Source organism: Brevibacillus massiliensis, assembly GCF_000311785.1.
Taxonomy (GTDB): Bacteria; Bacillota; Bacilli; order Brevibacillales; family Brevibacillaceae; genus Brevibacillus_C; species Brevibacillus_C massiliensis.
This window is the reverse complement of the sequence record NZ_HE978536.1, coordinates 566,356-583,788: the sequence shown is the minus strand read 5'-3', so window position 1 is coordinate 583,788 and position 17,433 is coordinate 566,356. Positions and strand designations below refer to the sequence as shown.

17 protein-coding genes and 1 riboswitch are annotated in these 17,433 nt (G+C 56.0%); of the genes, 13 read left to right on the top strand and 4 right to left on the bottom strand.

Features of this window, described 5'->3' with window-relative positions:
- The first annotated feature begins 202 nt into the window (after positions 1-202).
- The 3 genes from infC (at position 203) to rplT (ending at position 1,388) form a co-directional block, all read left to right on the top strand.
- Positions 203-715: a translation initiation factor IF-3 gene (infC, locus tag HGBM_RS06720; protein WP_019120326.1), complete on the top strand. Its 513-nt coding sequence runs from the start codon at positions 203-205 to the stop codon at positions 713-715.
- Positions 716-732: 17 nt separating this feature from the next.
- Positions 733-930 (top strand): 50S ribosomal protein L35, encoded by a 198-nt coding sequence (gene rpmI, locus HGBM_RS06715; protein WP_019120325.1) that lies wholly within the window; start codon positions 733-735, stop codon positions 928-930.
- 98 nt (positions 931-1,028) lie between these two features.
- Positions 1,029-1,388, top strand: coding sequence for a 50S ribosomal protein L20 (gene rplT / locus HGBM_RS06710; protein ID WP_019120324.1), 360 nt, complete (start codon positions 1,029-1,031; stop codon positions 1,386-1,388).
- Between the two features lie 35 nt (positions 1,389-1,423).
- Here rplT and HGBM_RS06705 read toward each other — a convergent pair whose 3' ends face one another.
- Both HGBM_RS06705 and HGBM_RS06700 read right to left on the bottom strand, forming a co-directional pair.
- Positions 1,424-1,798 (bottom strand): GyrI-like domain-containing protein, encoded by a 375-nt coding sequence (locus HGBM_RS06705; RefSeq protein ID WP_019120323.1) that lies wholly within the window; start codon positions 1,796-1,798, stop codon positions 1,424-1,426.
- A 1-nt stretch (position 1,799) separates the two neighbouring features.
- Positions 1,800-2,849, bottom strand: a complete 1,050-nt coding sequence (locus tag HGBM_RS06700; RefSeq protein WP_019120322.1) for a copper amine oxidase N-terminal domain-containing protein — start codon at positions 2,847-2,849, stop codon at positions 1,800-1,802.
- 113 nt (positions 2,850-2,962) lie between these two features.
- Here HGBM_RS06700 and HGBM_RS06695 point away from each other — a divergent pair, with 113 nt between their 5' ends.
- Complete coding sequence (locus HGBM_RS06695; RefSeq protein WP_026074251.1) at positions 2,963-3,325, top strand: VOC family protein; 363 nt, start codon at positions 2,963-2,965, stop codon at positions 3,323-3,325.
- A 51-nt stretch (positions 3,326-3,376) separates the two neighbouring features.
- Here the strand turns inward: HGBM_RS06695 and HGBM_RS06690 are convergent, their stop codons facing one another.
- The gene (locus HGBM_RS06690; RefSeq protein WP_019120320.1) at positions 3,377-4,621 is read right to left on the bottom strand and encodes a cysteine desulfurase-like protein; all 1,245 of its coding nucleotides are present in this window, start codon (positions 4,619-4,621) and stop codon (positions 3,377-3,379) included.
- Between the two features lie 195 nt (positions 4,622-4,816).
- Between HGBM_RS06690 and HGBM_RS06685 the strand changes: the two genes are divergently transcribed.
- From HGBM_RS06685 to HGBM_RS06675, 3 genes are all read left to right on the top strand, one after another.
- Complete coding sequence (locus tag HGBM_RS06685) at positions 4,817-6,985, top strand: M28 family metallopeptidase (RefSeq protein WP_019120319.1); 2,169 nt, start codon at positions 4,817-4,819, stop codon at positions 6,983-6,985.
- A gap of 88 nt (positions 6,986-7,073) precedes the next feature.
- A riboswitch (SAM riboswitch) is annotated at positions 7,074-7,188 on the top strand.
- Positions 7,189-7,290: 102 nt separating this feature from the next.
- Positions 7,291-8,454: an aminotransferase class I/II-fold pyridoxal phosphate-dependent enzyme gene (locus HGBM_RS06680; RefSeq protein WP_019120318.1), complete on the top strand. Its 1,164-nt coding sequence runs from the start codon at positions 7,291-7,293 to the stop codon at positions 8,452-8,454.
- Positions 8,451-9,614 carry an aminotransferase class I/II-fold pyridoxal phosphate-dependent enzyme gene (locus HGBM_RS06675; protein WP_019120317.1) on the top strand — a complete coding sequence of 388 codons (1,164 nt, stop codon included), beginning with the start codon at positions 8,451-8,453 and terminating at the stop codon, positions 9,612-9,614. Before HGBM_RS06680 ends, HGBM_RS06675 begins: the two co-directional genes overlap by 4 nt.
- Before the next feature lie 151 nt (positions 9,615-9,765).
- Here HGBM_RS06675 and HGBM_RS06670 read toward each other — a convergent pair whose 3' ends face one another.
- On the bottom strand, positions 9,766-10,065 hold the full coding sequence (locus tag HGBM_RS06670; protein WP_019120316.1) for a hypothetical protein: 300 nt from the start codon (positions 10,063-10,065) through the stop codon (positions 9,766-9,768).
- 60 nt (positions 10,066-10,125) lie between these two features.
- Between HGBM_RS06670 and HGBM_RS06665 the strand changes: the two genes are divergently transcribed.
- The 6 genes from HGBM_RS06665 (at position 10,126) to HGBM_RS06640 (ending at position 17,411) form a co-directional block, all read left to right on the top strand.
- Entirely contained in the window at positions 10,126-10,818 is a 693-nt protein-coding gene (locus tag HGBM_RS06665) for a phosphoadenylyl-sulfate reductase (protein WP_019120315.1), read from the top strand.
- 19 nt (positions 10,819-10,837) lie between these two features.
- Positions 10,838-12,010 carry a sulfate adenylyltransferase gene (sat, locus tag HGBM_RS06660; RefSeq protein WP_019120314.1) on the top strand — a complete coding sequence of 391 codons (1,173 nt, stop codon included), beginning with the start codon at positions 10,838-10,840 and terminating at the stop codon, positions 12,008-12,010.
- Between the two features lie 546 nt (positions 12,011-12,556).
- Positions 12,557-14,293, top strand: coding sequence for a biosynthetic-type acetolactate synthase large subunit (gene ilvB / locus HGBM_RS06655; RefSeq protein ID WP_019120313.1), 1,737 nt, complete (start codon positions 12,557-12,559; stop codon positions 14,291-14,293).
- Positions 14,294-14,794 (top strand): acetolactate synthase small subunit, encoded by a 501-nt coding sequence (ilvN, locus tag HGBM_RS06650; protein WP_019120312.1) that lies wholly within the window; start codon positions 14,294-14,296, stop codon positions 14,792-14,794. It abuts the gene before it with no gap.
- Between the two features lie 35 nt (positions 14,795-14,829).
- On the top strand, positions 14,830-15,831 hold the full coding sequence (gene ilvC / locus HGBM_RS06645) for a ketol-acid reductoisomerase (protein ID WP_081590100.1): 1,002 nt from the start codon (positions 14,830-14,832) through the stop codon (positions 15,829-15,831).
- A 47-nt stretch (positions 15,832-15,878) separates the two neighbouring features.
- Positions 15,879-17,411, top strand: coding sequence for a 2-isopropylmalate synthase (locus HGBM_RS06640; protein ID WP_019120310.1), 1,533 nt, complete (start codon positions 15,879-15,881; stop codon positions 17,409-17,411).
- Positions 17,412-17,433 lie beyond the last annotated feature (22 nt).

The window sequence follows — 17,433 nt, the reverse complement described above, 5'->3', positions numbered from 1 at the left end:
CTGCTTCTCACCTGAATCGACGTCCACATAGGGAAAGTTGACAGGTTATCTGTTGAAGCCTTGAGCCAATGGTTTTTTGCCTGGGTGAGACAAGTGCGGGCGCAGTCGCGTTCGCACTTTTTTAGGTAACGAAAGCGTATGAGACGTCAAGCAAGCACTTCTCGAAAGCTGATGGAGGTGGCAAGTTATTAGCAAGGATCAGATGTTAGTGAATGAAGCGATTCGTGCTCGTGAAGTCCGTTTGATTGGACCGGATGGCGCGCAGATGGGTGTCGTAGGAATCAGAGAGGCCTTGCGGATTGCCCAAGAGGCTAACTTGGACCTCGTGAACGTTGCACCAACCGCAAAGCCCCCCGTTTGCCGAATCATGGACTTTGGCAAGTTCAAATACGAGCAGGCGAAGAAGGAGAAAGAAGCGCGTCGCAATCAGAAAGTCATCGAACTTAAAGAGGTTCGCTTCTCTTCCAACATCGAAGAACACGATTTTCAGACCAAACTTCGCAATGTCCGCAAGTTCCTGGCTGACGAGGACAAGGTAAAATGCTCGATCCGCTTCCGCGGTCGTGAAATTACCCACTCCGAAATCGGTCAACAGGTGCTCGAACGCGTGGCTTCCCTCTGCGAGGATATCGCCAGCGTCGAACGCAAGCCAAAGATTGACGGGCGCAGCATGATCATGATTCTGGCACCGAAGGCGGACAACAAAAAAGATTGAAGACTGGAGGATTCACTATGCCTAAAATGAAAACCCACAGTGGTGCAGCGAAGCGTTTTAAGAGAACCGGTAGCGGCCGCCTGAAACGCGACCACGCTTACACAAGCCACTTGTTTGCCAACAAAACGACCAAAGCAAAACGCCATCTGCGCAAATCCGCTATGGTGTCCAAAGGCGATCAAAAGCGCATGGAGCAGTTGATCACCTACCTGTAAGCTTTTCTTATCCGTACAGCAATACCAATTCACGCAGCATGGCTCCCTAAGCGTCCGACAGCGGACCGCCATGCTCGAAAGATCAGGAGGAGTTTCGTATGCCAAGAGTAAAAGGTGGCACTACAACACGCCGTCGTCATAAAAAGGTCTTGAAACTGGCGAAAGGCTATTTTGGTTCCAAGCATCGCCTGTTTAAAACAGCGAATGAGCAAGTGATGAGATCCTTGATGTATGCGTATCGCGACCGCCGTCAAAAGAAGCGCGATTTCCGCAAACTGTGGATCACTCGTATCAACGCTCAAGCCCGTCTCAACGGCTTGTCCTACAGCCGTCTGATGCACGGTTTAAAAGTAGCAGGGGTCGAAGTAAACCGCAAAATGCTGGCAGACCTCGCTGTCAACGACAAAGCGGCATTCAACGAACTGGCAACTGTAGCGAAAAGCAAATTAAACGCGTAATCGCGCTGCCGATACCAAAGAAAGCACTCATCCAATCAGATGAGTGCTTCTTTTATGGGAATCATGACGGTGAATTCAGGTTCGTCTGTCAGCGGGTGATAGGTGACGGGATATAGCTCCAACTGCCTGTATTCGGCTTCATGCAGGGCGTACCCCTGTTCCTCGATCCACCGGTAGCAGTCCGTATAGGTGCCATTTATATTTTTCCACCGCTCGTGTTTGCAGGTGACATACGTCAGGGCGGGAATGTCGATGCGCCGCATGCCTTCAGGAATCTTGTCCCCTTCGCTTGTCTCCATGCACAGATGGAGGACAGTTCTGATTTCGCCGGAAGCAGCTTGCTGAAACGTTCCCCGCCAGACCACGCCTACTGCTGAAAAAGCGTTTTTTCTGACTACCTTTTTCTCCACATTACTCCACCTCTGCTAAAATCCCATAAGGGCTGCTCTGCAGCATTTCGGTAATATACCAACCTTCCTTGCCGTCGACGGCGAGCTTTTCGACGACAAATTTTTCCTTGGCGGTCGTGTACGGCTCTCCTGCCGAGGTGATTTCCGGGAAGCTTACCGTGTATTCAACCGCTGTGTCGCTTCGTTTCTGTTCCTGCTCCACAGTGATCGCACCCACCCATGGGCTGGAGAAGCCGGACACCCAGAAGGTGTCGCGAAGCCGGGCGTCTGCCTGCTTCCGCAACTCCGGGGACAGCGCTGCGTACTGCAGGGCTGCGCTTCGCGTCTGCTCGCCGCGGCCCCACAATTTCATGGCGGCTTGCGGAGAGTCGGGGATCAACGCGTCTTCGATCAGCTTGATTTGCTGTTCGATCTCTGCTTGATTCAGCGCCTTGATGGTTAATTTGTTCGCAGCTTGATCGTATTGGACTTCGGCTTTAAACAATTCTTCGATCCAATCCATCGGCACGTAGATATGGCCGTCGATGTTCTCGGCGCTGTAGATGAGAGAAGGCGTGTTGTTGATGGTGATCGTGATTCCGCGGCCTGAATGGGGCGCTTCCGGATTCAGCTGCAGCTCCCTTCCGGGGAACTGGGGCAAGGAGATGCTCTTTGCTTTTTCCGGCAGGGGCCACATCGCTGCTTCCCTTTCTGCTGAATGCGGCTGCAGGCCGTTATAGATAAAGGAATCCAGCTTAAGCTTCTGGTAATAGGCCTCATTCGTCGCAATCGTAACGGTTTGGGTTTCCTCATCCCATTGAATCGAACGCGCCCCCAGCTGCTCGGCGGCCCAGCGGATGGGCACCATGACTTGTCCGTTGGCCAAATGCGTACCCGGCGGGGTAGGGACGATCGATTGGTCCACTTGTATGGTCACGGTATCAGACGGGGCAGCGGCAAACACCGGTGCGCAGGTTAACGATAACGACAGGGCAAGACATGACAGTAGCAAACGACTTTTTTTCATCTGGGTCGGCACCTCTTCCTTGGGGTAATAATCATCTTTACCCATAACGACGCGTCCTTTGTCCCTAACGTTTCTGGAAACTTCTAGACTACAATCCGCGCTGCTGGTTACAATGAGAGATGTCGTATTACCATCGAAGAGACGGGGTGCAAACGAAAATGATTAAACAAATTGCGACGGTAGCAGTCTATGTAGAAGATCAGCAGAAGGCGTTGGAGTTTTGGACCCAGAAGGCAGGCTTTGAGGTATATGCCAATCATCCGATGGGACCGGCCGCCAACTGGATCGAGGTTGGTCCCAAGGGAGCTGGGTCTCGTCTGGTCCTGTACCCGCGGACGATGATGAAGAATTGGCAGGAGCAGAAGGCGTCAATCGTGTTTGAATGCGACGACATTCACCAGACGTATGAGCGCATGGCGGCCAACGGAGTGACCTTTTTGCAAGCGCCAAACCAAATGGCGTGGGGGACCTATGCGACGTTTGAAGATGTGGACGGCAACCAGTATTTGCTGAAAGGATGAAGAGAAGGAGCGCTCTGCGGCGCTCCTTTTGCCATTCCTGCTTGGACGGCTCTACTTTCCGCCGCTTATGAGCAGGCGCAGTCCGGCTATAAAGCGGTCCACCTCTTCATCGGAATTGTAGGGAGCAAGTCCGGCGCGAATCCAGCCGCTGGGGTTGATCTCCAGCTTGTCAGCCAGCGTAGAGGCGTAGAAGTCTCCATCGGCGATAAAGACGGCATGGTCTTCGGCCATCCGTAGGCAGACCTCCTGGGGGCTCCAGCCTTCGATGCGAAATGCTATTGTCGGGGTTTTCGCTACGGAAGCGTCAGCTTCGTACAGGGTGACGCCGTCCATCTCCGCAAGGGCCGACCGAAGTCTTGCCGCCAGTCGGTTTTCATGCTCTTCCAGCCGCTCGAATCCGGCGATGATCCGTTCCCTGCGGTTGGCGCCTGATCCCAGGCTTGCGATGAAGTCAATGGCTGGGCGGATGCCGGCGATCCCCTCGTGGTTTTGCGTCCCGGTCTCCAGCTTATCCGGCAGGTAGTCGGGAGCGGGAGCCAGTTTATAGGGCTGAAGCTGCTCAAACAGTCCCTCGCGAATGACGGTAATGCCGATGTGCGGGCCGAAGAATTTATAGGCGGAACACGTCAGGATATCGGCGCCGATCTGATCGCGATCAATGGCGAAGTGGGGAGCTGCGTGTACGGCATCTACCGCGACCAGGGCACCTGCCTGTCTGGCATGGCGGGCGATGCGCTCGACGTCGTTGATCGTCCCGACGGCATTGGATGCGAGGCCCACCGCGACCAGACGGGTGTTGGGCGTGATGATCGAATCCAGTTCATCCAGATCAAGCGTCAATTTCTTTGGATCCACTTTCAGCCAGCGAACAGTCATATTCCGGTCGGCTGCCACCGCAAGCCACGGGTCCACGTTCCCGCGGTGATCCAGCTCGGTCACGACGAGCTCATCGCCGGCTCTCCAGTTCCGGCCCAACGCCCGGGCAATCGCGAATGTAAGCGTCGTCATATTGGCCCCGAACGCGACTTCCTGCGGCTTTGCGCCAAACAGATCGGCGACGGCTTCCCGCGCTTCGGCGATGATTGCCTCGGTCTCGCGGCTGGTGGGAAAGGAGCCGTGCAGATTGGCTCCGCCGTTTGCCATATAGGATGCCATTTCTTGAATCGCAGATTTGACCGTCTGTGAGCCGCCCGGTCCGTCGAAATAGGCGACCGGTTTGCCGTTATACGTGCGGTTCAGGGCAGGAAACTGCTCCCTCACTTCGTGAATCGGAAAAGCATTTGCCAGTTTTGTCATGCGTGGTTTCTCCTTTCGTTCTCTCGCTCGCTTGATGAACTTTCTACCTATTCCCTATTCTCTTTTCAGGCGGATAATCCTTGTGAATATTCCAACCCTTCTGAAACAGGGAATAATACGACCGAAAATTAATAATAGTAAATCATTTTTAATATAATATTTACGCATGTACCTATAAAAACAGGAGGGATTGTATTGAAACTGAAACACGGGTTACAGTCGCCGCCGTTTTGCAAGGGCTTTCCTGACGGCGGAAAAACGCGAACAAAAAGGAGAGGGGCGTCCGCAATCGTCAGAGCGTTGATGGCCGCGACGCTGATCCTGTTCCCTTCGTTGCCGTCCTCTGCGGCGTCTGCAGAGGCAACAGGATTTTCCAAAGACAGGGCGGATTGGCAGCGCGAGTTTGAGCAAATTTTTGCGGACAAGGTGAGCACGGATTCACTCGCAGCGTATTCGAAAGGGCTCAGCCAGCGTCCGCAAATGGTAGGAACAGCGGGCAATGCCGCGGCGCTGGATTACGCCGTCGGCCAATTGCAAAAAGCGGGACTCAAGCCGGAAGTGAAGAAGTACGACGTTTATATGTCTGTCCCGAAAAAGATCTCTGCAGCGGAAACCTATCCCGAGAAGCGCGACCTGCAGGTAACGGAGAATCTCCCGAAAGGAACGCCTTACGCAGATGAGGTCGTTCCGGGGTACAACGCGTACTCTCCTGGAGGCACCGTGGAAGCTGAGCTCGTCTACGCCAACTACGCAAGGCCGGAGGATTTCGCCGAGCTTGAGCGTCAGGGCGTATCGGTCGCGGGAAAAATCGTGATTGCGCGTTACGGGCAAAACTTCCGCGGAGTCAAGCCGGAGCAAGCGGCCAAACGCGGCGCGGTCGGCATGATGATCTACAGCGACCCTGCCGATGACGGTTACATAAAAGGGGCTGTCTATCCGGACGGGCCGTGGAGACCGGACGACGCGATTCAGCGCGGAAGCATCCTGTACATTTTCCATTACCCGGGCGACCCGCTGACGCCGGGAGAGCCGTCAACGCCGGACACCAAGCGGATCGATCCGTCCGAGGCCGCATCCTTGCCGACCATTCCCACAACGCCGATATCGTACGGAGAGGCGCGCAAGCTGCTCGAATCGATGCAAGGAGATGAGGCTCCTGCGGCATGGCAGGGTGGTCTGCCCTTCACCTACAAGCTGGGACCCGGTCCGACAAAAGTCCGGATCTCCCTGGACATCGATTATCAGCGCGTTCCGGTAAACGACGTGATCGTCCGGATCCCCGGGGCGAAGTATCCTGATCAAACCGTGTTGATCGGCGCCCACCGCGACACTTGGGTATACGGATCGACTGACAACACGTCCGGCTGGAGCACGACGATGGAGATTGCCCGCGTTCTGAGCGAGATGTATCAGAAAGGCTGGAGACCTGACCGGACGATTGTTCTGGCAGGATGGGATGGCGAAGAATACGGCCTGTTAGGTTCCACCGAGTGGGTGGAAGAGCATCGCGGAGAACTTGCCAAAAATGCCGTCGCCTATATTAACATGGACAGCATCGGCGGACAGTTCTTCGGAGCGTCGGCAGTGCCATCGCTGAAGCAGCTTGTGTACGAGGTAACCAAGGAAGTGACCGAACCGAGAAGCAATATGAGCATTTTTGACGACTGGTATCTCAGATCAGGACGCAAGGCTCCGGCTCTTGGCGATTTGGGAAGCGGCTCGGACTACACCCCCTTTATTCAACATGTGGGTGTGCCCTCGCTCGATATGGGATTCGGTTCACCAGGGGGCTTGTATCACAGTGCCTATGACAACGTGGATGTCTTGACCCGGTTTGCGGATCCAGGCTATGAGCACCACAAGGCAGGCGCCCAACTCATCGGGATTGCCGCATTGCGCCTGGCAAATGCCGACGTGCTGCCGTTCAGCTACTCCGACTATGCGGCAGATGTAGTGAGCAGGCTGGAGAATCTCGCCAAGGAAGGCACACTGGGTGTCGATATGGCTCCCGCCATCGCCCAGGCCAAGGAGTGGCAGTCGGCAGCAGCAGCCTTGGAACAGAGGGCCCGGCAATTGCTGTCCGATGGCGTCAGCGAGGCTGATCGCAAAGAACTGGAGAAGATCAACGCGGCCATGCTGAAGCAGGAGCGCGATCTGATCCGGGAGGAAGGATTGGCTGGCCGTCCCTGGTACAAACACCAGATCTGGGCTCCCGGCCGGACGACGGGTTACGCTGCCCAGCCTTTGCCCGCCTTGGCGGAAGCCTTGCAAGATGGCGATAAAACGGCTGTGGAAAAGGCGGCAGACCAATTGAAAGAGGTTCTGGCGAATGCTGCGAACACCGCCCGCTCGGCAAACGAGTGAGAACACGGAAACACCCCTGATCCAAAAGAGTATTGACAAAGTACAGAAACATTCGCTAGTATTGAAATAATTAAACTGAATAGCAAACTTCTTATCAAGAGAGGCGGAGGGACTGGCCCGATGATGCCCGGCAACCAATCACCCACAGTGGGGAGATACGGTGCCAATTCCTGCAGAGCGTAAAAAGCTCTGAGAGATGAGAAGGGTTTGCTTACGGCAACGTATCCAAAGCCTTCTTCGCTCTGACGAAAGAAGGCTTTTTTGTTGTTAGAGACAGGGTCAAATAACAGGAGGGACAGACGCAGATGAACATTGAAACCAGACTGGTTCAAATCGGAGTTGGCAGGGAGGAGACGACAGGGGCGATCAGCTATCCCGTATTCAACGCGACGGCTTACCGCCACCCGGCGCCGGGGGAGAGCACCGGTTTTGACTACACGCGGACGGCGAATCCAACGCGCACCGTCCTGGAAGAAGCCGTTGCCGATCTGGAAGGAGGCGACGCTGCGTTCGCCTGCGCTTCCGGGATGGCGGCGATCCAGACGATAATGGGGCTGTTTTCCCAAGGGGATCACCTCGTCGTCTCGCTTGATTTGTACGGAGGTACATATCGCTTGTTTGAACAAATTCTCTCCCGCTTCGGGGTTTCCTTTACCTATGCCGACATGCGGGACATCGAGCAGGTGAGACTGGCGATTCGCCCTGAGACGAAAGCCGTTTTTGTCGAGACCCCGACCAATCCGCTGATGCAGGTGGCCGACCTGGCCGCGATCGCCCGGGTGGCGAAAGAGCATCAACTGCTCACCATCGTGGACAACACGTTTATGACCCCGTATTTTCAGCGCCCGCTGGAACTGGGGGCAGACTTGATCGTCCACAGCGCCACCAAGTACCTGGGCGGGCACAATGACGTGCTTGCAGGGCTCGTCGTTACAAAAGGGCAAGAATTGTCAGAAAAGCTCCGTTTACTGCACAACTCGATTGGCGCTGTGCTGGGACCCCAGGATTGCTGGCTGTTGATCCGCGGGTTAAAGACACTGGCCTTGCGGATGGAACGGCATCAGGCGAACGCCCTGTCGGTGGCCCGGTTTCTGCAGGACCATCCGGGCGTCAGCGAAGTGTTTTATCCAGGGCTGCCCGATCACCCCAGCTATGAGGTGCAGCAGCGGCAGGCGAGCGGTTTTAGCGGCATGGTCTCATTTCGCGTCAAGCACGCGGCACAGGTACCCGAGTTTTTGCGGAGTTTGAAACTGATCTCATTTGCAGAAAGCCTGGGCGGCGTGGAGTCGCTCTGTACCTATCCTTCAACCCAGACGCACGCCGACATCCCTGAAGAGGTTCGCGAAAAAGTGGGTGTCTGCGATCGGCTGCTGCGGTTGTCGGTAGGGATTGAGCATCCGGATGACCTGACGGCAGATCTGGCTCAGGCGCTGGAGGCTTCGGTTGTGAAAGGGGGAGTTCGGGCATGAATTTTGCGACACGGCTGCTGCACGGAACCAATGCGATTGACCAGGCGACAGGGGCTTCCAGCATCCCGATTTACCAGGCGTCCACGTTCCACCAAACTGACATCGACCAGATGGGAAGGTATGATTACGGACGCTCCGGCAACCCGACGCGGCAGGCGCTTGAAGAGGCCATCGCCCACCTGGAAGGCGGCGCCCGGGGCTTCGCCTTCGCCTCCGGCATGGCCGCCATCTCCAGTGTCTTCCTGCTATTTTCCGCCGGGGATCACCTGCTGGTGGCGGAAGACGTCTACGGCGGAACGTACCGCATATTGTCCCGCGTTTTGTCGCGCCTGGGGATCGAGGTGAGCTTCGTCGATACGACAGATCCCGAACGGGTGGCCGCAGGGATCAGGTCCAATACGCGTGCGCTCTACCTGGAGACGCCTTCCAATCCGACGTTAAAGGTAACCGATCTGGCGCTGATGACCGAGTTGGCCCGGCAGCACGGACTGCTGACGATCGTCGACAACACGTTCCTTACCCCGTATTACCAACGTCCGCTGGAATTGGGGGCGGATATCGTCATCCACAGTGCGACCAAGTTTCTCGGCGGCCACAGTGACGTCGTTGCGGGACTGGCGGTGACCCGGGACGAAGAGTTGGGAGAGCAGCTTTACGCGATTCAAAACGGCTTCGGAGCCATTCTCGGCGTACAGGACTGCTGGCTCGTCATGCGGGGCCTCAAGACGTTGAAGACCCGGCTTGACGCCAGCACGCGAAGCGCGGAAAAACTGGCAGAGTGGCTGGACCGGCATCCCGCGGTAGAGCGGGTCTACTACACCGGGCTGCCCCATCATCCCGGCCACGAACTGCAGTCCCGGCAGGCGTCAGGGCACGGTGCCGTCCTCTCCTTTGACGTAGGCAGCCGGCAAAACGCCAAAGCGCTGTTTGACGCTGTCAAGCTGCCGCTGGTCGCCGTCAGCCTGGGAGCGGTCGAGAGCATCCTCTCCTATCCGGCGCTGATGTCCCATGCTGCCATGCCGCCGGAGGAACGGCTGCACCGCGGCATCACCGACGGGCTGATTCGCCTCTCGGTAGGGCTGGAGGATACGGACGACCTGATCGCTGATTTGCAGCAGGCGCTCGCCGCCTGCTCCCAACCTGCCGCAGCCAAGCGCTGATTTTTGCCAAGGAGCTTCGCCTCGCCGTGAGGGAGCGGGTTCCGTTTTGAGTGCGAATATTTTCGGCTGACACATAAAAAGACGTAAGATCTGATAAAACAGTTCTTACGTCTTTTTAGTACCGAATTCAATTCAGATATGGCGTATCCATTTAACGCCTATCTGATTTTACAAAAATCCCAGGTATCATGCACGGGTTCAAGTAAGAATCACCAGCGTTCTTATTTAGGTTAGGAGAAAAGCACGGAGCTCCTGCTTTTACCGCTTTAAAGATTTCCTCTCTTGCGTTCATGTCATCCTCCTTTGCAACCAGCAACTCGTTTTCGGAGTTTTCCGTCTTTTTGTCATTCAGCAGAGCGCCGCCATTTTCCTGCCGGGGAAGACTTGGAACTTCCGTCCGCCCGGTTTGCTTATAGCCGTAAGGATTTCGGACAACTAGGCGGGTATCCATCCGGCCTCCCCTTACATAAGATGGGAAGCGAAGTGAGCGAGGAAAGGAGAGACAGCGCAGGTGAAGAAGTGGACCGAGGAGGAGATTTTGCTTTGGGCCTACCGTCTGGAGGGAAGAGAGCCGCAAGAGATTCTGCAGTGGATGGTGAGAGAATTTGGCAAGGAAGTGATTCTCGCCTCCAGCTTTGGTGCGGAAGATGTCGTGTTGATTGACATGCTGTTCAAAATATCTCCCAAAGCGCCCATTTTTTATTTGGATACAAACAAGCACTTTCGCGAGACGTACGAGACGCGCGACCGGCTGCAAAAACGGTATAAAACCACCTTTATTCAAGTGCTGCCCGAGATGACATTGGAACAGCAGAAAGAAGAGCACGGCGACAAACTTTGGGAAAGGAATCCCAATCTTTGCTGTGAAATACGCAAAGTGCGGCCGCTCAGCCGGATTTTGTCACAATACAAGGCGTGGATTACCGGGATTCGCCGCGACCAGGCTCCGACTCGTGCGCATGCAAGAAAACTGGAATGGGACAGCAAGTTCCAGCTTGTGAAATGCAATCCGCTCGCCTCCTGGAACAGCGAAGATGTATGGACCTATATTCGCGCCCATGACATTCCGTACAACCCGCTGCACGACCGCGGTTATCCCAGCATTGGCTGCGAGGTCTGCACGCGTCCGGTGGGGCCGGGAGAAGATCCCCGGGCAGGACGCTGGGCTGGATTTGACAAGACGGAGTGCGGGCTTCACAAGTAATGTTGAAGGGAGAGATTTGATGAGGCAGGAAAGTGTGCCGCACGGGGGAACGCTGGTCAACCGAATGGTGACGGGAAGGGACCTGGAAGTGCTGCGGCGGGAGAGCAAGGCTTTTCGAGTCATGACGGTCGACGCCTGGGTGCTGTCGGATATCGACTGCATCGCGATGGGCGCGTTTTCGCCCTTGACGGGGTTTCTAACGGAAGCGGACTATCTGGCAGTGCTGGAAAACATGCGCCTGCAGAGCGGGGCGGTCTGGACGATCCCGGTCACGCTTGCCGCAGAAGAGAGCTGGCGGGATGTGGCCATCGGCGAAAAAGTCCTGCTGCGGGGGAAGGATGGCGCAGATTACGCGGTGCTGACCGTCGAGAGCAAATACACGCCAGACAAGCGAACGGAAGCGCTGCACGTCTACCGGACGACGGAGGCGGGACACCCCGGGGTAAAAAAGCTGTATGAACGCCCGCCGCTGTACCTGGGCGGCCCGATCGAGGTCCTGCAGCGTCCGCGTCCGCAGATGTTCCCGGAGTACTATTTTACGCCGGAAGAGACGCGTTCCATCTTCAAGCAGAAAGGCTGGAAGACGGTGGTTGGGTTTCAGACCCGCAATCCCGTTCACCGTGCTCACGAGTACATTCAGAAGGTGGCACTGGAAACCGTCGACGGCCTGTTTCTCAACCCGCTGGTGGGCGAGACGAAATCTGACGATATACCGGCAAAAGTACGCATGCGAAGCTACCTGACGCTGCTGGAAAACTACTATCCAAAAGACCGCGTCTTTCTCGGGGCGTTTCCCGCTGCCATGCGGTATGCCGGACCGCGCGAGGCGGTTTTTCATGCGATGGTGCGAAAAAACTACGGCTGCACCCACTTTATCGTCGGCAGGGATCACGCCGGTGTGGGCGATTACTACGGAACGTATGACGCTCAGTACATTTTCTCCGAATTCACCCCGGACGAATTGGGCATTCACCTGCTGTTCTTCGAGCACAGCTTCTACTGCCGCAAGTGCCAGGGGATGGCCACCGCCAAGACCTGCCCCCATGATGCAGGCAGCCGCCTCACCTTATCCGGTACGAAGGTGCGCCAGATGCTTGGCATTGGCGAGGTGCCCCCGCAGGAATTTACCCGCCCGGAAGTGGCGAAGGTGTTGATCGCCGGTCTGCAGGAAAAAGCTGCCGTAGAGCTGTAACCGTCCCGTCCCTCTCTTCCTGTCAAGAGGGGGAAGGCGGGGTTTTTTGTGTATCCGCTTACATGGAGAGCGATCCAACGATGCCCGATTTTGACTGAACAATCGTTCGGGAGAAAGTTTGAAAAAATCCCGCGAACTGCATTGACACCGCATTTTTACGCGGATATAATCAGACGTAACATTTATTTTCTGACAACAGTGAAAGATGGAAAATCTTTTCCGATGCATAAAGGCAGTGATGAGGATAACGTTGTTCGCCTCTTCTTCCACAGAGAGCCCGGGGGGATGAGAGCCGGGTAAGAATGCGTTCAACTGCTCACCTCTGAGCCGCCTGCTGAAATCCGGTCGTCCGGAGAGTAGGTAAGGCCGTTTGACAAACGTTAGCGTGTCGCAGTCGATAACTAGACTGCATAAGGTCGGTTGTTGCAAAACGCCGATAAATTTTGGGTGGTACCGCGGAACCCTTTCGCCCCAATCAGACATGTACATCGTGTCGGGGAGGAAGGGTTTTCACTTTTTTATACGGAGATGGAGGAGGAGAAAACGATGAGTGTAAATGCCGCCGAACTAACCAAGCTTCGGAGTGTGCCAAATATCGGATTCGGCGAAGAGATGACAGGTGCGGAGGCTTTGCTGCGGTGTCTGTTGTTGGAGAACGTAGAGGTGATTTTTGGATACCCTGGCGGAGCAGTGCTGCCGATCTACGACTCCCTCTACAGCAGTTTTCTCAAACACGTCTTGACGCGCCATGAGCAGGGTGCGGTTCATGCCGCTGACGGCTATGCCCGCGCCACCGGCAAGCCGGGTGTTTGCATCGCCACTTCCGGACCGGGGGCAACCAACCTGGTCACAGGGATCGCGACGGCGCAGATGGACTCGATTCCGCTGGTCTGCATCACCGGAAACGTAGCCCAGCACTTGATCGGTACGGATGCGTTCCAGGAAGCGAACATCACCGGGATCACGCTGCCGATCACCAAACACAATTACTTCGTGCGCGACGTCCGGGATCTGCCGCGCATCGTCAAAGAAGCGTTCTACATCGCGACGACCGGACGCCCGGGACCTGTCCTGATCGACATCCCGAAAGACGTAGCCAATGCCAAAGCGCCGTTTTATTATCCGGACAGCGTGGAGATTCGCGGTTATCGCGACACGGTCGTCCCGAGCGATGAGGAAGTGCAAGCGTTTGTAGGGGCGATTTCGTCCGCGAAAAAACCGGTTATCCTGGCTGGCGGCGGAATTCTCTCCGCCGGTGCAGAAGCAGAACTGCTCGCCTTTGCAGAAAAAACCCGCATCCCGGTCATCAACACCTTTATGGGACTGGGCGGATTCCCGGGCACCCACGAACTGGCGCTCGGCATGCCGGGAATGCACGGCAGCTATACGGCAAACCAGGCCTTGCTTAATGCCGACTGCATCATCGGGATCGGCGCCCGCTTTGACGACCGGATCACGATGGGGCGGACGAAAGAGTTTGGACCCAACGCCAAGATCGTACACGTCGACATCGACCCGGCGGAGCTGGGCAAAAACGTGGCGACGGCCGTTACCGTGGTAGGCGATGCGAAGAGCACGCTGCAAAAGGCCCTGCCGTTGGCGAAAGCTTGCGACACAGCTGATTGGATCGCTCAGCTCAGGCAGTGGCAGCAGGAGCATCCGTACAGCTACAAGAAAAACAGCGATGCCCTGAAGCCGCAGGAAGTGATCGAAATGCTGTACGAAACGACGAACGGCGAAGCGATCGTGACCACAGACGTCGGCCAGCACCAGATGTGGACGGCACAGTACTACAAGTTTAAAAGTACGCGCTCCTTCATCTCCTCGGGCGGACTGGGCACGATGGGATTTGGCTTCCCGGCGGCAATCGGGGCGCAGTTTGCCAATCCGGACCGCACTGTCATTGCCGTCGTAGGGGACGGCGGCTTCCAGATGACCAATCAGGAACTGGCCATTTTGGTCCAGTACAGACTGCCGGTAAAAGTCGTCATCTTGAACAACCAGTGCCTTGGCATGGTGCGTCAGTGGCAGGAATTGTTCTACGAGAACCGCTACAGCCAAATCGATCTGACCTGCAGCCCCGACTTTGTCAAGCTGGCAGAGGCCTTCGGAATCAAAGGGATGCGGGCGACGACAACAGCGGAAGCGAAAGCAGTATGGGCTGAAGCACTCGCCTACGACGGCCCGGTCGTCATCGACTTCCGCGTCGAACCTGAAGAGAACGTCTATCCGATGGTCGCAGCAGGAGACACACTGGATCAAATGGTATTGGGGGAAGAGTAGATGGAACAACATACGATTGCCGTCCTTGTCAACGACCACCCCGGCGTGTTGACGCGAGTCGCCAACCTGTTCAGCCAACGAGGCTGCAATATCAACAGCATTACCGTAGGAGCTTCGGAGGAGCCGGGACTGTCCCGAATGATCATCACCTCCGGGGGCGACGATCAACGCATCGACCAATTGATGAAGCAGCTGAACAAGCTGATCGATGTCATCTCGGTCACTTTGCTCAGCAAAGATCCGATGGTCACGCGCGAATTGGCGCTGATCAAGGTGGATGCCGGCCCCGCACAGCGAGCCGAGATCAACGGGATCGTCGAACCGTTTCGGGCATCGGTGGTGGACATCGGCCCCACGTCGCTGATCATCCAGGCGACCGGGGATATTGACAAAATTGATGCACTTTTAGCACTGCTTGAGCCGTACGGCATTCGCGAGCTGACCCGGACCGGGTTAATGGCCATGGCGCGAAGTGTCGTCGATCAACCTTCATATATGTAAGAAAAACTCAACTGGTATGCGAAACAAGGGAGGAAATGAAAATGGTAAAAATGTACTACGAATCTGATGTAAACAAGGCGGCACTGCAAAACAAAACGATCGCAGTGATCGGTTACGGAAGCCAAGGCCATGCCCAAGCGCAAAATCTTCGCGACAGCGGATACCGCGTCATCATCGGTCTTCGCCCGGGGAAATCCTGGAACCAGGCAGTAGAAGACGGATTTGAAGTTTACACAGTAGCAGAGGTGACAAAAGAAGCTGACCTCATCATGATCCTCATGCCAGACGAGCGTCAGGCCCAGGTTTACAAGGAAGAAATTGCGCCGAACCTCAAATCCGGAGCAGCCCTGTTCTTCTCCCACGGCTTTAACATCCACTTCGGCCAAATCGTTCCGCCGGCAGATGTAGACGTCGTGATGGTCGCGCCGAAAAGCCCGGGCCACCTCGTTCGCCGCACCTATACCGAAGGCTTCGGTACTCCCGGCTTGCTTGCCGTCTACCAAGATACGACCGGCAAAGCACACGAACTGGGACTCGCATACGCCAGCGGTATCGGTTGCACCCGTGCCGGTGTCATCGAGACCACCTTCCGCGAAGAGACGGAAACCGACCTGTTCGGTGAGCAAGCAGTGCTCTGCGGCGGTGTGAGCGAGTTGGTCAAAGCCGGTTTCGACACGTTGGTGGAAGCGGGCTATGCACCGGAAATTGCCTACTTCGAGTGCTTGCACGAGCTGAAGCTAATCGTTGATTTGATGTACGAAGGCGGTTTGGCACGGATGCGCTATTCGATCAGCGACACGGCCGAATACGGCGACTACAGCACGGGACGCCGCATCATCACCGAAGAAACGCGCAAAGAGATGAAAAAAGTGCTGGCGGAAATTCAGGATGGCACCTTTGCCCGCAATTGGATCCTGGAAAATCAGGCAAATCGCCCTGGATTTAACGCACGCCGCCGTATTGAGGCAGAACACGGCATTGAAAAGGTAGGTTCCAAGCTCCGCGATATGATGGCTTGGATCAACAAAGACAAGTAATCACCCAAAAAAAGGAACATCAGTAAATAAACGGAGGAGGAAAGAGGATGCGTACAATCGAGATTTTTGATACCACATTGAGAGATGGCGAACAGTCTCCAGGCGTAAACCTGAGCTTGAATGAGAAGGTGGAAATTGCCCTCCAATTGGAAAAATTAGGCGTGTCTCGCATCGAGGCCGGATTTGCGGCAGCCTCCCCCGGGGATTTACGCTCCGTGGCTGAAGTAGCCGCCCGTGTAAAAAATGCGACAGTGATCAGCCTGGCGCGTTCCAATGAAAAAGATATTGACAAGGCGTATGAAGCGGTGCGAGGCGCGAACGATGCCGGGATCCACGTGTTCCTGGCAACCTCGCCAATTCACCGTCAATATAAGCTATGCATGAGCAAGGAAGAGGTGCTGGAGCGGGCCGTTGCCGCCGTCAAGTACGCCAAAAAATACGTGCAGCATGTTGAGTTTTCCGCCGAGGACGCCGGCCGCACGGAGATTCCTTACCTCGCCGAGGTGGTAGAGGCAGCGATTAAGGCGGGAGCGACCGTGATCAACCTGCCTGATACGGTAGGGTACTTGTCCCCGCAAGAATACGGTGATATCTTCCGGGAGATGTTCCGACTGGTGCCGGGCATCGAAAAGGTGAAGCTGAGCTGCCATTGTCACGACGATTTGGGGCTGGCAGTCGCCAACACGCTGGCTGCGATTGAGGCCGGAGCGACACAGGTCGAGGGAACCATCAACGGTATCGGCGAGCGCGCCGGCAATGCGGCGATTGAGGAAGTGGCCCTGGCTTTGGAGACCCGCAAGGATGTCTTCCAGGCCGTGACGACCTTGAACCTGCGCGAAATTGCCCGCACAAGCCAGTTGGTGAGCCGCCTGACCGGAATGATCGTGCCCGGCAACAAAGCGGTCGTAGGGGCTAACGCCTTTGCCCACGAGTCCGGCATTCACCAGGACGGCGTCTTGAAAGAGGCGACGACCTACGAGATTATCCGTCCGGAAACGGTCGGGTTCAAATCAAACCGGCTGGTTCTCGGCAAACACTCCGGACGCCACGCTTTCAAAGACAAGTTAGCCGAACTGGGATACCACCTGGAACAGGCGGAAATCGACGTCGCCTTCATCGCGTTCAAAGAGTTGTGCGACAAGAAAAAGGAAGTCAGCGATGACGACATCGTGGCGCTCGTCGATTCCAAGATGTCCGGCTCGGCTGAAGCTTACAAGCTGGAGTCCGTGCAGCTCTCTTATGGAAACCTGTCAGTTCCGACTGCCAGCGTCCGCCTGCTGCGTCAGGACGGCACCGTTTTGGAAGAGGCTGCTTGCGGCAACGGCTCGGTCGACTCCATCTACAAGGCGATTGACCGCGCCACCGGCGAAGAAGTAACGCTGGCCGATTACAAGATCGTCTCCGTTACACACGGCAAGGATGCACTCGGCGAAGTGTACGTCCGGCTGCAGCAGGGAGATTTGATCGTTCAAGGGCGCGGCGTCAGCACCGACGTCTTGGAAGCAAGTGCGATCGCCTACGTGAGAGCGATCAACAAAATCATTGAGCGTCGCGGCGAGACACTGGTTGCAAGCGTATAAAGAAGCGAAACGGCAAGAACGG